Origin of the sequence: Enterococcus sp. DIV1411a, assembly GCF_050531945.1 — a bacterium.
In the GTDB taxonomy this organism is placed as follows: Bacteria; Bacillota; Bacilli; order Lactobacillales; family Enterococcaceae; genus Enterococcus_B; species Enterococcus_B faecium.
The window spans coordinates 138,894-154,430 of the sequence record NZ_CP172892.1 but is presented as its reverse complement, the minus strand read 5'-3'; the positions used below and the strand labels follow the sequence as shown (position 1 = coordinate 154,430).

Here is a 15,537-nt window from a genome sequence, read left to right as displayed (position 1 = left end):
CGGGTTGAAAATCAAGTAGTTAATCATTAAGAAAAGGTAGTTTTCAAACAATCTTACTACTACTTTTCCATTTTTGTGGTAAACTATAATGCGAAAATAGACTTGAAACACAGTCTTTTAAGAAAGGGGTACATATTCCATGATTACAATGGATGATATCATTCGTGAAGGAAATCCGACCTTACGCGAAGTTGCAAAAGAAGTTTCTCTTCCATTAAGCGAAGAAGATATCTCTTTAGGAAAAGAGATGCTTGAGTTCTTAAAAAACAGCCAAGATCCAATCAAAGCTGAAGAACTACACTTACGAGGCGGTGTTGGCTTAGCTGCTCCTCAATTAGATATTTCTAAAAGAATCATTGCTGTTCACGTACCAAGTCCTGACCCAGAGGCAGATGGACCTTCTCTAAGTACTGTTATGTATAATCCTAAAATTTTGAGCCATTCTGTTCAAGATGCTTGTTTAGGGGAAGGTGAAGGCTGTTTATCTGTTGATCGAGAAGTACCAGGATATGTTGTTCGCCATGCCAAAATCACTGTGTCTTATTATGATATGAATGGTGAAAAACACAAGATTCGTTTGAAGAATTATGAATCGATCGTCGTTCAACATGAAATCGACCATATCAACGGTGTGATGTTCTATGACCACATCAACGATCAAAATCCATTTGCACTAAAAGAAGGCGTATTGGTAATCGAGTAGAGAATTGGCAGGTTCCTTCGATACTATGCTACAAGAAAGCTTTATAAAAAAGGGGAGTGCTCAAAAGCTGCACTTCCCTTTTTTATGTTTCTCCACTAATCGAAATTTAGATAGACATCTAGAAATCGCAATTCCAAAAAATTCTGTGTATTGGATACGCATCTTTTCTTATTTTTTCCATATGGGTGTTTATCTCAGAGATGATAGAATAGTTTCTAGGATAAAAAGTAGCAGCTACGATGTTATCCTTCGTAGAGGATTCCTGCTTCAGCTAGTTTTTGTTTGATGTTTTTCAGCATATGCTTTTCTGGGTAGCGGATCGTATGCAGATGGATGCCGCCTGTTAATTCGGATAACAAAGTAGCATTACTTTTTTGATAACGTCTCATAAAGGAATCGATATCTTGTGGCGTTTTGATGTGCAAAGTTCCTGCTAACTCACCGTAAAGGGGATGTTCCACAATTACATCAATGATTTCTCCACCATTTTCAACGATTAGTCTCAGTTCTTCTTCTGTTTGATCTTTTCCATGCTGGACAGCGATTTTACTGATGTGCCCAGTATTGGTTTCTTCTGTTTCGAGGATATAACCTCTTGCTGTTGCCACGATACTTTTACCTGCAGCTCGTAGTAAAGCAATATCGCCTACAATGATCTGACGGCTGACTCCAAAAGTTTTCGCAAACTTGCTAGCACTCACTGGTTTTTCTGTATTTGCCAAGGTTTGCATGATTTGTTTTCGCCGTGTCTCTCCTTCGATCACACTTATTCCTCCTTCATTTTGTTTTGGTATTCGCGCGAGTGTTTCATCAAATCAACATACGTGTCTGTTATTGTTTCCTTATATCCCTTATTTTTCAGAAGACTAACAACTTTATCCAATACTTGCTGCTCTCTTTTTGCATCATAAACTGCTTGGTTTTCTTCTTTTTTCACTTGTCCTATTTTAGTTACCGTATCCATTCTTTTTTCTAATAAAGCAACCAACTCTCGATCGATCATATCGATCTTATGACGTAATGTTTCAAGAGACTCTTCTGTTAGTTCTTCCTCTACTGTCTTGATGATACGAGCAGGATTTCCTGCAATCACTACATTGTCGGGAAAAGATTTGGTCACAACCGAACCTGCGCCGACTACTACGTTGTCCCCTAGAGTGACACCCGGCGTGACGATAACTCCTCCGCCTAACCAAACATTATTACCGATTTTAATGGGTTTTGCGTACTCCAGACCGCTGTTACGTTTCACTGGATGTAGTGGATGCGTCGCCGTGTAAAGCTGGACATTCGGAGCGAACATGCAGTTATCACCGATTTCAATCGTGCTGACATCTAAAAATGTACAATTGAAATTTGCATAAAAATTCTCCCCAACAAATATATTATATCCGTAATCAAAATTGATAACTGGCTCCATATAGATTTTTTTCCCTGTACGGCCAAAAGTCTCTTTCAACAATTGGGATCGCAGTTCCGCTGATTCTGCTTGGTTGATGATTTGGCTTTGACTTCTTGCAAACATACGGTCGGCAACCAGCTCAGGATCATTGGCAAAATAAAGCTCGCCTGCAATCATTTTTTCTTTTTCGGTTTTGAATTCAGTCATAATCTGCTCCTAATTCTTGTATTTTTTTGAAAACAACCGCTCCGTCTTCTTGAATAAACGTATAAGGCTCCGCTAAATAAACAGGCGTTTGATTGATTACTAAGATTTTGGCTGACGGCTGGCGAAACTGTACCAGATCACAAAACGGATGAACTTGAAAACTCGTTCCAACAATGACGATCAGCTCTGCTTGGCTGACGGCATAAGCCGCCTGCTCCATGACTCCATCTTGAAACCCTTCACCATATAACACGATGTCTGGGCGTATTTGTCCTCCGCAAGCTTGATGTTTGTCGCTGTGAAGATATTCTTTCCAGTCTACCGTTTGTTGACACTTTCGACAATGACATTGATACAGACTCCCATGAAAATTGACGAGTTGCGGGCTTTTAGCCTTTGCGTGCAAACCGTCGATGTTTTGGGAAACAACCCAAACATTTTTTTCTTTCGCTAGATGTGCTATTTCCAAATGAATGATATTGGGTTTTGCTTCAGGATGATAAATCTTTTTGACAAATTGATAGAATTTATCCGGTTCATTCACCATTGCTTGATGACTCAGCAAGTATTCCGGCTGCTCCATCCCGTGGTAGATTCCTGACAAAGATCGATAGTCTGGCACTCCAGAAGGTGTGGATACCCCTGCACCGGTCAAAAATGTAATTTGCTGATAAGCTAATATCTCTTTTGCTGCTTCGTCTACTGTTAATTGTTTCATGTTTTGTCACCTCACTTTCCATTATAGCCCATACTCGAACAAATTTATTGTTGAAAAGTCAGAAAAATGGGAATAAAAAAGTGTTATGGGCATTTGAGCAATTCATCACAATGTTCACTGACAAAAGAATGAAAACGTGTTACAATACTGCTGTATAAAAGTGAGGTGAATCGATATGTTACCATTCTTTATTTATTGGGGCGTTATTCTGGCTTGTATCGCCTGGTTAGCGTTAAGCGTTTATTTCTCTGTTTTTTATCTTGTACGCAAAGAAAATGGAAATCTTTGGGCTTTTGCTTTATTCAACGTGATTGCCGCAATTGTTTTAGCCATTACATTAGCCGTATATCGAACATGGGGCTGGGGAATCACCCAATACTCAAGTTTGATTTATCTAATATTAGCCATTTATGGCGTCGTTGTTCTTTTGCAAGCGATCCTAGGACGTGAGCCAAAGAAAGCGGCAGCTTAAATGATCGAGATGGAACTGGACACAGGAAATTTTCTGTTCTAGTTCTTTTTTTATTGCATTACATACATTTTTGTGTATAATTATACTATCGTTTACAATGGATAGATGATTCACATTTTGATTGTTTTTTCGGTAAAAGTAAAGATTTCTATATTTATCAGTATTTTTTCAAAAAACAGCAGTTATAGATTGACAAAGCCTCTCGAGTATCGTAAACTTTTTTTGTATAAATAACTGAATACGAGATGCCTCAATCAATGAGGTAGAGGTCGCGAGAATCATTAACCCTGTGGAGTGAAGCAAACATGGAGAAGCAGGAATAGGGAGGATCGCCGAAATGTGCACTTTTTTGCTTGGAGTGTATGTTGGGACGCAAGTTAAGAGCTTGCGGACTGTCTTAGCAGTGATGCTAAGTTGCGCTATGTTTTGTGAGAGGTTTATCACCTTATGGAATTTTAGCGGCCTTTTTATATCTATAAATCGGTCGCTTTTTATTTTTTCAGATAAAGCTTTACCGCATTTCATCTAGACCGCTCGTGTATCATATAATCAGAAAGGGAGAAAAAAATGAAAAAAAATATGGTTTCAGTTGCCGTACTATTTGCTTTTGTCTTCTCACTATTCAGCGTGGGATCTCTGGCAAATGCAGATGAAAAAACACCGAGCGATGAGTTTCGCGTAGGTATGGAGGCTGGGTATGCACCCTTCAACTGGTCTCAACAAACAGATGAGAATAATGCCTTGCCAATTCAAGGCCAAAATAGTTACGCCGGCGGTTATGATGTTCAAATCGCTAAAAAAGTAGCAGATGGTTTAGGGAAAAAATTAGTCATCGTCCAAACGAAATGGGATGGTCTGGCTCCTGCCCTTCAATCAGGCAAGATCGACGCGATCATCGCCGGAATGAGCCCTACTGCTGAACGACGAAAAGAAATTGATTTTACCGATCCTTATTACGAATCACAATTAGTAGTAGTAGTTCAAAAAGATAGCAAATATGCAAAAGCAAAAAGTTTAGCAGATCTTTCTGGAGCAAAGATCACTGCTCAGTTAAATACATTCCACTATACTGTGATCGATCAGATACCAGATGTGCAGAAACAACAAGCAATGGATAATTTCTCAGCAATGAGAACAGCTTTAGCTTCTGGAATGATCGATGGTTATGTCAGCGAACGTCCGGAAGGTGTAACGGCAACTAGTGTGAACAAAGACTTGGAAATGCTTGAATTCAGCGGTGCAGATGGTTTCCAGACAAACCCGGAAGATGTTCAGATTTCTGTTGGTATGCGTAAAGGCGACCCGGATATCCAAAAAGTAAACCAGATTCTTTCTGGCATCTCTAACGATGAACGAACCAAAATTATGGACCAAGCAGTCAAAGATCAGCCTGCTGCAACTGATAGTGAAGAAAAACCTGGCATCATTTCTGATTTCACTACGATTTGGAAACAATACGGCAATATGTTCTTACGAGGTGCTGGACTTACCTTGTTCATCGCATTGATCGGGACAGTTGTCGGTACTACACTTGGATTACTGATTGGTGTCTTCCGTTCGGTACCTGAATCAGGAAATGCACTGACTCGCTTCTTCCAAAAAATCGGAAATGCACTTCTTTCTATCTATGTCGAAGTATTCCGCGGAACACCGATGATGGTACAAGCAATGGTCATCTTCTACGGTCTGGCACTCGCTTTTGGCATTTCATTGAACCGAACGATTGCCGCTTTGTTTATTGTCTCTCTCAATACTGGAGCTTACATGACAGAGATCGTTCGTGGGGGGATTTTTGCAGTAGATGAAGGGCAGTTCGAAGCTGCGCAAGCCATTGGTATGACCCATGGCCAAACGATGAGAAAAGTTGTTATTCCACAGGTTTTACGGAATATCTTGCCAGCAACAGGAAATGAGTTTGTTATCAATATCAAAGATACAGCAGTTTTAAGTGTAATCGGCGTAGCTGATTTGTTCTTCCAAGGAAACTCTGCTTCCGGTGCGAATTTCCAATTCTTCCAAACATTTACGATCGTCGGGATCATCTACTTAGTCATGACCTTTACGATCACCAGAATCCTGCGGGCGGTAGAAAAGAAAATCGATGGTCCTTCAGCTTATACCAAGCTTGAAGAAATCGACAATTCAAATTTGCAGGAATAAGGAGGAAGAATCATGAATGAAAAAATTATTGAAATCAATCATCTAAGAAAAAGCTTCGGTGAAAATGAAGTATTGAAAGATATCAGCGTAACAGTCAATAAAGGTGAAGTTGTGACGATCATCGGTTCTTCCGGTTCTGGTAAATCTACTTTCTTGCGCTGTATCAATTTACTGGAAAAACCAACAGGCGGCGAGATCATTTATAATGGAGAAAATGTATTAGCTCCTAAATATAATTTACCTAAATATCGAACGAATCTAGGTATGGTTTTCCAATCCTTCAACCTGTTCAACAATATGAATGTCTTGGAAAACTGTATGTCTGGTCAAACAACTGTCCTGAAACGTGATAAAGAAACTGCCAAAAAAGTAGCAATCGAAAATCTGGAAAAAGTTGGTATGGATCGTTATATTGAAGCCAAACCAGCACAATTATCTGGTGGACAGAAACAGCGTGTCGCAATTGCTCGGGCATTATCAATGAATCCAGATGTATTGCTATTCGACGAACCTACTTCGGCGTTAGACCCTGAAATGGTTGGTGAAGTGCTTAATACGATCAAAGACTTAGCACATACTGGCTTGACGATGCTTATTGTAACGCATGAAATGGAATTTGCAAAAGATGTATCTGACCGTGTCATTTTTATGGATAAAGGTGTGATTGCAGAAGAAGGTACACCAGAAGATATCTTTGTCCATCCGAAAGAAGAACGTACAAAAGAATTCCTTTCACGTATTTTAAATGCTTAGGATCAATAGCTGATCGAGACAGGGAGCTGCGGTGTTTACCGCAGTTCTTTTTTATGAATTACTCATAAAAGGTAAATTTCTGAAAATTTTGGAATCTTAGTTGTGTTTTTCAGAAAACTCTCTTAATATGGAAGTAATTAAACTTTTTTAGTTAGGATGATTTAAAAATGAATGAAGATCAAGAACTGCAGCGTGGACTGAAAAATAGACATGTCCAACTGATTTCTATTGGCGGAGCGATTGGAACGGGGTTGTTTTTAGGTTCCGGAAAGTCTATCCAGCTAGCTGGCCCTTCGATATTGCTCGCCTATCTTATTACTGGATGCATCTGTTTTTTCATTATGCGTGCGTTAGGCGAACTTCTGTTATCAAACACCAATAACCATTCTTTTCTGGATTTTGTTGCAGAATATCTTGGCAAAAAAGCGGCTTTCATCACTGGCTGGACGTATTGGTTCTGCTGGGTATCGATTGCAATGGCCGATTTAACAGCCATCGGAATGTATGTACGCTACTGGGCGCCTGGTGTTCCTCAGTGGCTTCCTGAACTGATTGCATTAGGTCTTCTTCTTTGCTTGAATATGGTGGCTGTCTCATTGTTTGGTGAGTTAGAGTTTTGGTTTGCATTGATCAAAGTTGTAGCGATCATTGCCTTTATCCTCGTAGGAGCTTATATGATCCTCACCCACTATACGACAGATATTGGCACAGCCAGTATCACGAATCTATGGTCTCATGGCGGATTCTTTCCAACTGGTGCAAAAGGATTTATCTTAGCTTTCCAAATGGTAACCTTTGCTTTTGCTGGGATAGAATTAGTTGGATTAGTCGCTGGAGAAACAGAAAATCCTGAAAAAGTGTTGCCGGAAGCTATCAATAATATTCCTATCAGGATCATCTTATTTTACTTAGGATCTCTTTTTGTCATTATGGCAATCTATCCATGGAACAGCTTGAATCCAGATAACAGTCCATTTGTAGAAGTATTTTCGGAAATTGGGATCACGATTGCTGCTTCCTTGATCAATTTAGTCGTATTAAGTGCAGCAGCTTCTGCCTGCAACAGTGCAATATATAGTACAGGACGTATGCTTCGTTCTTTAGCGCAAGAAGGCAGTGCCCCTAAAAAATTCAAAAAGTTAACAACACATCATGTGCCAGGGAATGCTTTGACATTTTCTACTATCGTCATTTTCATTTCTGTTATCTTGAATTACGTGATGCCTAGTGAAGTATTCACACTAGTAAGCAGTATTGCCACTACTTGTTTCTTGTTTATCTGGAGTATGCTTGTCTACACGCACATGAAATATCGTAAAAGTATCCTCGGCAAAAAAGCTCATTCATTTAAAATGCCGTTGTACCCATTTAGTAATTATCTGGTATTTCTTTACATGGCCTTTGTGTGTGTCGTCTTGTTCCTAGGAAAAGATACGAGAATCGCTTTATTACTAACACCTGTGTGGTTCTTGCTTCTATTACTGATCTATCATATGAAATATGAACGTAAGAAGTAAGAAAGTAGTTGTGACAGAAGTGGTCAGCTTCGAGAAATAAGAAGGAATTTACGAAAATTGCTTCTTAAATTTTTGTGAAATTTCGGCTTATTTCTTGGAGTTAAACGCTTCTGTCCCAGCCTCTTTTCTATTTCCCCGGAAACAACCGCTGATAATAGGCATCTGCTTTTTTATAGGAAAAAATCCAAATACCAGATACAAAAAAACGTCCGAATAACCCGATCAACGGTACAAAAAAGACACCGGCAATCAAGCATAAGTTAATCATCATGGAGATAAGACTTCGACGGTCCTTTGACAAAACTCTCACGACATGGGAATCTGGTTTATTTGCTTTCATGATTTGCCTCATCAAGATACCAAAAGAAAAACTCCACATCGTGTATACTAAGACATAAGCCATCTCAGGCCAAAAAGCTTCAGGGTTACGCCCGACCCAACTAGTAACAGAAGGACATAAAGTCAGCCAGAAGAGCCAAAAGATATTCGACCAGACCACTCGGTAATTAATTCGTTCTGCCATCTGAAATATACGATGATGGTTCACCCAGATCACCGCAACAAATATAAAGCTGATGGTATAAGCTAATAATGTATTTCGGATGACCCATAAAGAATGAAAGCTAGATGTATTAGGGATCTTGATCTCTAATACAAGAACTGTCAAAACAATGGCTACCACTCCATCAGTAAATGCTTCTAATCTCGACTTTGTCACGATGATTCCTCCTCAGATGATTCAGCGCTTTTATTTTATCACTTACGTTATTAAATAACCATCGTTTTATATAGGAAATTTTCTGAAAATTGTTGCATATTTTTCGAAATTTTGTTACTTTTAAAAAAACCGTAAAGGAGTTATGTATGACAAAAAAATTATCATTTAAAGACTATCTTTTTATAGGCTCCATGCTTTTCGGTCTATTTTTTGGTGCTGGAAATCTTATCTTTCCCGTTCATTTGGGTCAAGAAGCAGGCGCTGCTACCTTTTGGGCGAATCTAGGTTTCTTGGTTACCGGTATCGGTCTTCCCTTCTTAGGGGTGATTGCCATTGGTGTATCGAAAAGCTCAGGTGTATATGAATTAGCAAAACGGATAAATCAAACATATGCGATGGTTTTTACCATCTTGCTTTACTTAGTTATCGGACCGTTTTTTGCTTTACCTCGCCTTGCAACCACATCTTTCGAGATTGGTTTAGCACCATTTATCGATCCTAGCAGACAGACGCTATATCTAGCAATTTTCAGTATTGTATTTTTTGTGCTGGCTTGGTGGTTTTCAAGAAAACCGACAAAGATATTAGATTATGTTGGAAAGTTCCTGAATCCTGCATTTTTGGTTTTATTAGGTGCTTTGCTTCTCCTTGCTTTTTTGAATCCACTAGGTTCTGTAAATCAAGCGCCTATTCAGCCAAATTATCAAGAGCATGCTTTTTTCACAGGGTTTACTCAAGGATATAACACATTAGATGCGCTTGCTGCTTTAGCATTTGGGATCATCATTGTCACAACAATCCAAAACATGGGTGTAACAAAACCTGCTGAAATCGCTAAAGACACGATCAAATCTGGTGCGATCAGCATTATATTGATGGGAATCATTTATACTTTGCTCGCTTATTTAGGTGCTATGAGCTTAGGTAGCTTTGCTCTAAGTGAAAATGGCGGGATCACGCTGGCTCAGATTGCTGATCATTATTTAGGTACTTATGGCAGTATCTTATTAGCATTTATCGTTATATTAGCTTGTTTGAAGACCGGTATTGGTTTGATTACAGCTTTTGCAGAAACATTCACAGATTTGTTTCCGCAAAGAAATTACGCATTCTTTGTTGCACTTGCTAGTATCCTTCCTTGTTTAGCTGCAAACGTAGGCTTGACGAATATCATTCAATTTTCGTTGCCTGTTTTGATGTTCATCTATCCATTAGCAATGACACTGATTTTACTAGTGTTAGTTGGTCCTTTGTTTAAGCAGCGTACGGCTGTTTATCGAATGACTACTTATTTTACATTGATTGCTTCGATTTTTGATGGGTTGAACGCTTGCCCAGAAACTATCAAACAAACACCTATTGTTCAAAATCTTTTACATGTTGCGGAAAGCTACTTGCCGTTTTTCAAATTGGGGATGGGGTGGATCGTACCAGCAGTTATCGGTTTTGTTATCGGACTGATTTGGAGTTTCGCTAAGAAAGAAGAAGTAGCAGATTGATAAAAGAGGTTGTGAAAGAGACGTTCAGCCTTGAGCAATAAAAAGTAATTTTGAAAAATAGCTTCTCATATTTTACAAAATTGTGCCTTATTGCCGATAGGCTGTCTCTTGAACACCGTTTATTGAGCGTCTATAAACTGACCTGAGTATTAGAGAAACAAAACGGCAAAGTAGCTCCATATACTTTGCCGTTTTGTTTTGAACTAATACCGAAGAGAAGCTGATCAAACAACATTTCTTTTATAACGCCGTTTGTATAATTAAGCGAGACAAATAAAAAAGCCATTTATGTTACACTCAAATTGTAATACCCGCTAAAGCATACAAGGAGAGTGAACATAAATGACTTATACCCATCTTACACCAAACGAGCTTGTAATGATAGAAGCATATTTTCATCAAGAAACTCCGGTTGCTATCGTTGCGAAGCAGCTTAAACGTGGACGCCAAACAATTTACAATGTCTATAACTTTCTCAAATGTGGTGGAACAGCACTTGAATACTTTGAACAATACAAAGAAAATAAGCGACGTTGTGGGAGAACCGAAATCATTTTTCCTGCTGAGGAAAAAGAATACATTGCAAAAAGATCAACTGAAGGTTGGACCCCAGACGTCATTATTGGCCGTGCAGAGCGAACCTTCTCTTGTTCAGTAAGTACCCTCTATCGCCGGTTTAAGACGGGAGAATTCAATGTTTTACATTTACCGATGCAAGGAAAACGAAAACCAAATGGTTATAAGGAAAAACGTGGAAAACAGGCATTCAAAAGAAATATTTCTGAACGTAAAAAAGATTATGTCGTTTTCGAAGAAGAATTTGGACATTTAGAGGATGATACGATTGTCGGCATCCACCATAAAAGTGCCGTCATCACACTCGTTGAGCGACTTTCAAAAGCCATTATCGTCTTGAAACCAGAAGGCCGTAAGGCAGTTGATATTGAAAATTCGATTAATGAATGGCTTCAATCCGTACCCAAAAATCTTTTCAAATCAATTACCTTTGATTGTGGAAAAGAATTCTCTAATTGGAAAAGTATTAGTAATACGAATGATATTGATATTTATTTCGCAGACCCAGGAACGCCTTCCCAACGGGGATTAAATGAACATTCAAACGGACTCCTCCGAAAAGATGGACTACCAAAAGAAATGGACTTCAACCAAGTCAATCAAGGATTCATCTCATCCGTTGCGTCCAAAAGAAACCATATCCCTAGAAAATCACTAAATTACCAAACACCATTAGAAGTTTTTTTGAGTTACGTAAATGGAAAGTTTTGTCTCGCTTAATTTGACAAATAATATAATATAGATTTTAGACATATATATGATATGATTTGTCAAATTAAGCTAGAATAAAATGCTTCTTGTACATAGCTCAAAAATATTTCGATTGGTGTTCTGTAATTCAATGATTTTCTTGGAATATGATTACGTTGATTGCTGACACTGGAAATAAATGTCTGATTCACTTCTCTAAAATCCATTGATTTCGGCAGTCCATTACGACGCAGAATCCCGTTAGAATTCTCGTTTAATGGGCGTTGAGAAGGTGTTCCAGGGTCCGCAAAATATATATCAATATCATGTTGGTTACTAATGGCTTTCCAGTTAGAAAATTCTTTTCCACAGTCAAACGTAATAGATTTAAAGAAGTTTTTAGGGAAGCGAGAAAACCATTGATTAAGGGCAGTTTCAATATCTAATGCCTTACGGCCGTTGGGTTTAATCGTGATAATGACTTTAGATAATCTTTCAACTAAAGTAATGACGGCACTTTTATGATGAATGCCAACGATCGTATCACCTTCAAGGTGACCAAACTCAGAATTGAAATTAGGATAATTATCAGGTCGATCATGGATTGAGCGCTGATACTGTTGTTTTCCCCGTTTTTCCTGATGGCCATTGGGTTTTCTTTTACCTTTCATCGGTAGTGTGTCAATATCAAATATTCCTTTAGAAAATAAACGATAAAGTGTTCTCATACCGCATGAAACAGGCCTTTCTTTTCGCCCGATAATGACGTCAGGCGTCCAACCAAGAGTGACTTTCTCTTTAATGTAATCTACTTCATGAGCAGGTAATTGAATGACTTTTCTACCACATTTTTTCTTATTTTCTTTATACTGGTGCCAATAATCAAGAGCAGTCTTGCCTTGCTTGAACTTATTGACTACATTATAAATAGTTTGTATAGCACGTCCCATTCGGTTAGCGATTTCAACCGGCTTATTATGTTGAAGATAATATGATTCTATCATTGTCAGTTCGTCTATGGTAAGATGTTTGTAGGTCATTTATGGTTACACTCCTTTGTTTTCTTTCGTCGGAAATACAATTTGAGTGTACCATAAATGCCTTTTTATTTTTCTAACTTAATTTTACAATTCGCGTGATATAAAAATAGTTTTCGCAAAAAAACTTAACAACTTTCGAAAACTTTCGTCACAAAATATTCACAACTAATGACTATTATATAAGCATACCAACAAACAACCCTAACAACACTTTTTCATTTTTAACTCCTTATCCTGCTAGCTCCCCGGCTAGCAGGACCTTTTTTTATCAAAAAAACTTGTCCCATACAATCGATTCAACTAATCAACCGAATGCTGTCATGCTGTGATACTCATCTTAAAACGCTCCGTTTTACCGATATCCGTTTAAAGCATTCGGTTATTTTTGATTAGTAATGATTGATGGTACAAGCTCATACGTGCTTTTCTATCTGGTATACATTATTTTGATAACCGTTCCTGTTCTCCTGCTGGCGAAAGGATTGTTATTTTTTCAATTTGTTCTACGGGAACCATGCGGATCTGCTGCTCTTCGTTTTGTAGGCGGATCATTACTCGGTCTTTTTCGACCGTTTTTGTCGCCACCCAACCTGAGATTGTTTCATACTTGCTACTCAAACGATTCGCTCTTACTTGTAAGATAACTAAACTATGTTCAGTCGCAGCTTTTTTCAGCTCAAGAATAAACTTTCCTTGCAATCGTACATTCTTAGCATGTTCTTCAGTGTCATTTACAAAAGAATCAAAAAGTTGATACGAAGTATGAGTAACTAACTTCGTAAGCTTCTTCATTGGTGATACTGTCTCTTCGTTCATCGAATGCACTCCTCCTTTAGCTAAGAAAGTGTTACTTAATTAATTTTATTTTACCTAACATTTTACAAAAAAACAAGGAAATGCTCTAACATCGCCTTAAAAAGAAAGCGTTAACTTTACAAATTGTTCGTTATTTTATTTTCGTCAATCCAAATATTCCACCAATGATTCAGGCCTTCTGTGATCAAGTGATATGTCTCATCAAAGTTATTGGTATAGTATGGGTCGGGAACATTTTCTTTTTCTTTTCCAGGAATGCTACTTAAAAACAAATGGATTTTCCCCTGCGCTGAGCGTGGTGCTCTTCGTTTCAGTTCTTCTACATTTTCTTGATCCATGCCAATGATCCAATCAAAAGTTTCAAAATCGTGGGGTGTGATTTGCCGAGCAACCATATTCGTCATATCTACTTTTTCTTGGTTTAATATTTTTTTCGTTCCAGGGTGCGGTGTCTTTCCAACTTCATACGTGCTTGTAGCAGCAGAATCCACAAAAAATTCTGCTTCCCTTCCTTCTAATGCTATTCGTTTTCTCAGCAAGCCTTCTGCCATCGGTGAACGGCAAATATTTCCCAAACAAACAAATAAAATTTTTGTCATTTCCCCATCTCCTTTTAGCGATCATTGCTTTTCCAACAAAAAATTTTTCTATTACTGTTCTTCCAACTCTTCTTTTGCATAAAGACGATAAGAATATAATTCCGTATCCTTGGCTAAACGGAAAAGCTGCATAGCGATTTCCATCGGTGTTTCTTCATATTCATTCGTGATCCAATTGACTAATACACCACTGCAACCGTAAGAAAAAAAACGAGCATAAAATAGTTTGTCTCTTGCAGAAAGTTGTCTTTCTTCATCCATTTGTTCAAAAATCTTGATAAATGATTTTTGGATCAGTTGAGAAAACTCTTTTTGTAAAATTTCTGGGTCAGAAAGCACAGTATTTGCATAAAATTCTTTCTTCTCAGCAATTGCTTTCAGCATTTTCAATGCTTGCTCTTCCCAATTATCAAGTGAAAGACATTGTGGATCTAAATAATGCAATGCATCCTCACAATAGACCCAACGAAGCAAATCGTATTTATCTGTAAAATGATAATAAAATGTTTGTCGATTGATTTTTGCTTCATTTGCGATTTTTTGGACGCTGATTTTTCGAAAAGATTGCGTTTGGCACAAATCAATCAATACGTTTTTGATCAATTGTTTCGTACGTGTTGTATCACTCATTCATTTTCCTCCAATCTAAAAGCAAAAATCATATATGATAGTCGTAACCAAAATGTTCATAGGCATAAGCAGTAGCAATTCGCCCTCTAGGTGTACGCTTTAAAAATCCTTTTTGGATCAGATACGGTTCATACATATCTTCTACCGTCTCACGCTCTTCTCCTATGTTTACTGAAAGCGTACTTAACCCTACTGGTCCGCCGCCATATAACTCGATCATTGTTCGCAACAATTTCTGGTCAACATAATCCAATCCAGCCTGATCGACCTGTAGCAAAGTAAGTGCCTGATCCGCTATAGGACGATCGATTTTCCCGTCTCCTTGGACTTGCGCAAAATCACGAACCCGTTTGAGCAAGCGATTAGCAATTCTAGGCGTTCCTCGTGATCGGCGAGCAATTTCCAATGCCCCTTCTTCAATGATCTCTGTTTGAAAAATATCCGAAGAACGTAAAACGATCTCCTGCAGATCCTGTTCGTCATAATATTCCATATGAGAAATGATGCCAAATCGATCTCGTAAAGGTGCAGAAAGCATACCTGCCCGTGTCGTCGCGCCAATCAAAGTAAAGGGAGGAAGAGGGAAATGAACCGGATGTGCGGTTGGCCCTTGTCCTACCATGATATCTACATAGAAATCTTCCATAGCTGAATAAAGCATCTCTTCTACCACTCTAGGTAATCGATGGATCTCATCGATAAACAGGACATCCCCTGCTTCCAGTTCATTCAAGATTGCTACTAAGTCACCCGGACGTTCGATAGCAGGGCCACTCGTCGTACGAATATTTACGGTCATCTCATTAGCAATGACCATGGCCATCGTCGTTTTTCCTAATCCAGGAGGCCCGTACAACAGAACATGATCTAAAGGTTCTTCCCGATTTCTGGCAGCTTCGATGTAAATCTGAAGTTCTTGTTTGACTTTTCTCTGTCCGATATATTGAGAAAGCAGCTGTGGTCGAAGAGATTTTTCCAAACTCAGTTCATTTTCGCCAGATTCTGGTGATAACAAGTATTCATCTGTCATTTGGTCT

Annotated in this window: 16 protein-coding genes and 1 riboswitch; of the genes, 7 read left to right on the top strand and 9 right to left on the bottom strand. The window is 38.5% G+C overall.

Annotation, left to right across the window (positions count from 1 at the left end; genetic code table 11):
* Positions 1-139: 139 nt before the first annotated feature.
* Entirely contained in the window at positions 140-703 is a 564-nt protein-coding gene (gene def, locus IGJ87_RS00790) for a peptide deformylase (RefSeq protein ID WP_002289284.1), read from the top strand.
* 242 nt (positions 704-945) lie between these two features.
* Here the strand turns inward: def and IGJ87_RS00785 are convergent, their stop codons facing one another.
* Genes IGJ87_RS00785 through IGJ87_RS00775 form a run of 3 tightly spaced genes read right to left on the bottom strand, consistent with a single transcriptional unit; the run spans position 946 to position 3,030 of the window.
* The gene (locus tag IGJ87_RS00785; RefSeq protein ID WP_002294232.1) at positions 946-1,467 is read right to left on the bottom strand and encodes a transcription repressor NadR; all 522 of its coding nucleotides are present in this window, start codon (positions 1,465-1,467) and stop codon (positions 946-948) included.
* Positions 1,468-1,469: 2 nt separating this feature from the next.
* A complete protein-coding gene (locus IGJ87_RS00780) occupies positions 1,470-2,312 on the bottom strand; it encodes a chorismate mutase (protein WP_002294234.1) in 843 nt (280 codons plus the stop codon).
* Positions 2,305-3,030, bottom strand: a complete 726-nt coding sequence (locus IGJ87_RS00775) for an NAD-dependent protein deacylase (RefSeq protein ID WP_002297083.1) — start codon at positions 3,028-3,030, stop codon at positions 2,305-2,307. The genes IGJ87_RS00780 and IGJ87_RS00775 overlap by 8 nt, the downstream gene beginning before the upstream one ends.
* 175 nt (positions 3,031-3,205) lie before the next feature.
* Between IGJ87_RS00775 and IGJ87_RS00770 the strand changes: the two genes are divergently transcribed.
* The 4 genes from IGJ87_RS00770 (at position 3,206) to IGJ87_RS00755 (ending at position 7,932) form a co-directional block, all read left to right on the top strand.
* Positions 3,206-3,502, top strand: a complete 297-nt coding sequence (locus IGJ87_RS00770) for a hypothetical protein (RefSeq protein WP_002293448.1) — start codon at positions 3,206-3,208, stop codon at positions 3,500-3,502.
* Between the two features lie 255 nt (positions 3,503-3,757).
* Positions 3,758-3,932: riboswitch (Lysine riboswitch) on the top strand.
* A 137-nt stretch (positions 3,933-4,069) separates the two neighbouring features.
* Positions 4,070-5,662, top strand: coding sequence for an ABC transporter permease subunit (locus IGJ87_RS00765; RefSeq protein WP_002297081.1), 1,593 nt, complete (start codon positions 4,070-4,072; stop codon positions 5,660-5,662).
* A gap of 12 nt (positions 5,663-5,674) precedes the next feature.
* Entirely contained in the window at positions 5,675-6,415 is a 741-nt protein-coding gene (locus tag IGJ87_RS00760; RefSeq protein WP_002317066.1) for an amino acid ABC transporter ATP-binding protein, read from the top strand.
* Between the two features lie 167 nt (positions 6,416-6,582).
* A complete protein-coding gene (locus IGJ87_RS00755) occupies positions 6,583-7,932 on the top strand; it encodes an amino acid permease (protein WP_002317065.1) in 1,350 nt (449 codons plus the stop codon).
* 127 nt (positions 7,933-8,059) lie between these two features.
* Here IGJ87_RS00755 and IGJ87_RS00750 read toward each other — a convergent pair whose 3' ends face one another.
* Positions 8,060-8,650 carry a TMEM175 family protein gene (locus tag IGJ87_RS00750; protein ID WP_002307369.1) on the bottom strand — a complete coding sequence of 197 codons (591 nt, stop codon included), beginning with the start codon at positions 8,648-8,650 and terminating at the stop codon, positions 8,060-8,062.
* A gap of 146 nt (positions 8,651-8,796) precedes the next feature.
* Here IGJ87_RS00750 and brnQ point away from each other — a divergent pair, with 146 nt between their 5' ends.
* A complete protein-coding gene (gene brnQ, locus IGJ87_RS00745; protein WP_002307366.1) occupies positions 8,797-10,149 on the top strand; it encodes a branched-chain amino acid transport system II carrier protein in 1,353 nt (450 codons plus the stop codon).
* Positions 10,150-10,491: 342 nt separating this feature from the next.
* Positions 10,492-11,445: an IS30 family transposase gene (locus IGJ87_RS00740; protein ID WP_002333846.1), complete on the top strand. Its 954-nt coding sequence runs from the start codon at positions 10,492-10,494 to the stop codon at positions 11,443-11,445.
* 50 nt (positions 11,446-11,495) lie between these two features.
* On the opposite strand, the gene IGJ87_RS00735 is transcribed toward IGJ87_RS00740, so the two are convergent.
* The 5 genes from IGJ87_RS00735 to ruvB form a co-directional block, all read right to left on the bottom strand.
* Entirely contained in the window at positions 11,496-12,455 is a 960-nt protein-coding gene (locus tag IGJ87_RS00735; RefSeq protein ID WP_430609631.1) for an IS30-like element IS6770 family transposase, read from the bottom strand.
* Between the two features lie 441 nt (positions 12,456-12,896).
* Entirely contained in the window at positions 12,897-13,271 is a 375-nt protein-coding gene (locus tag IGJ87_RS00730; protein ID WP_002317064.1) for a hypothetical protein, read from the bottom strand.
* A 116-nt stretch (positions 13,272-13,387) separates the two neighbouring features.
* Complete coding sequence (locus IGJ87_RS00725) at positions 13,388-13,870, bottom strand: low molecular weight protein-tyrosine-phosphatase (protein WP_002289814.1); 483 nt, start codon at positions 13,868-13,870, stop codon at positions 13,388-13,390.
* A gap of 51 nt (positions 13,871-13,921) precedes the next feature.
* On the bottom strand, positions 13,922-14,500 hold the full coding sequence (locus IGJ87_RS00720; protein ID WP_002289813.1) for a TetR/AcrR family transcriptional regulator: 579 nt from the start codon (positions 14,498-14,500) through the stop codon (positions 13,922-13,924).
* Between the two features lie 28 nt (positions 14,501-14,528).
* The gene (ruvB, locus tag IGJ87_RS00715; protein WP_002289812.1) at positions 14,529-15,530 is read right to left on the bottom strand and encodes a Holliday junction branch migration DNA helicase RuvB; all 1,002 of its coding nucleotides are present in this window, start codon (positions 15,528-15,530) and stop codon (positions 14,529-14,531) included.
* Positions 15,531-15,537: the final 7 nt, after the last annotated feature.

Excerpts from the sequence above, each read along its gene's own strand:
- def (WP_002289284.1), top strand. The coding sequence starts at position 140 with ATGATTACAATGGATGATATCATTCGTGAAGGAAATCCGACCTTACGC.
- IGJ87_RS00780 (WP_002294234.1), bottom strand. The coding sequence starts at position 2,312 with ATGACTGAATTCAAAACCGAAAAAGAAAAAATGATTGCAGGCGAGCTT.
- IGJ87_RS00775 (WP_002297083.1), bottom strand. The coding sequence starts at position 3,030 with ATGAAACAATTAACAGTAGACGAAGCAGCAAAAGAGATATTAGCTTAT.
- IGJ87_RS00770 (WP_002293448.1), top strand. The coding sequence starts at position 3,206 with ATGTTACCATTCTTTATTTATTGGGGCGTTATTCTGGCTTGTATCGCC.
- IGJ87_RS00765 (WP_002297081.1), top strand. The coding sequence starts at position 4,070 with ATGAAAAAAAATATGGTTTCAGTTGCCGTACTATTTGCTTTTGTCTTC.
- IGJ87_RS00760 (WP_002317066.1), top strand. The coding sequence starts at position 5,675 with ATGAATGAAAAAATTATTGAAATCAATCATCTAAGAAAAAGCTTCGGT.
- IGJ87_RS00755 (WP_002317065.1), top strand. The coding sequence starts at position 6,583 with ATGAATGAAGATCAAGAACTGCAGCGTGGACTGAAAAATAGACATGTC.
- brnQ (WP_002307366.1), top strand. The coding sequence starts at position 8,797 with ATGACAAAAAAATTATCATTTAAAGACTATCTTTTTATAGGCTCCATG.
- IGJ87_RS00740 (WP_002333846.1), top strand. The coding sequence starts at position 10,492 with ATGACTTATACCCATCTTACACCAAACGAGCTTGTAATGATAGAAGCA.
- IGJ87_RS00735 (WP_430609631.1), bottom strand. The coding sequence starts at position 12,455 with ATGACCTACAAACATCTTACCATAGACGAACTGACAATGATAGAATCA.
- IGJ87_RS00730 (WP_002317064.1), bottom strand. The coding sequence starts at position 13,271 with ATGAACGAAGAGACAGTATCACCAATGAAGAAGCTTACGAAGTTAGTT.
- IGJ87_RS00725 (WP_002289814.1), bottom strand. The coding sequence starts at position 13,870 with ATGACAAAAATTTTATTTGTTTGTTTGGGAAATATTTGCCGTTCACCG.
- IGJ87_RS00720 (WP_002289813.1), bottom strand. The coding sequence starts at position 14,500 with ATGAGTGATACAACACGTACGAAACAATTGATCAAAAACGTATTGATT.
- ruvB (WP_002289812.1), bottom strand. The coding sequence starts at position 15,530 with ATGACAGATGAATACTTGTTATCACCAGAATCTGGCGAAAATGAACTG.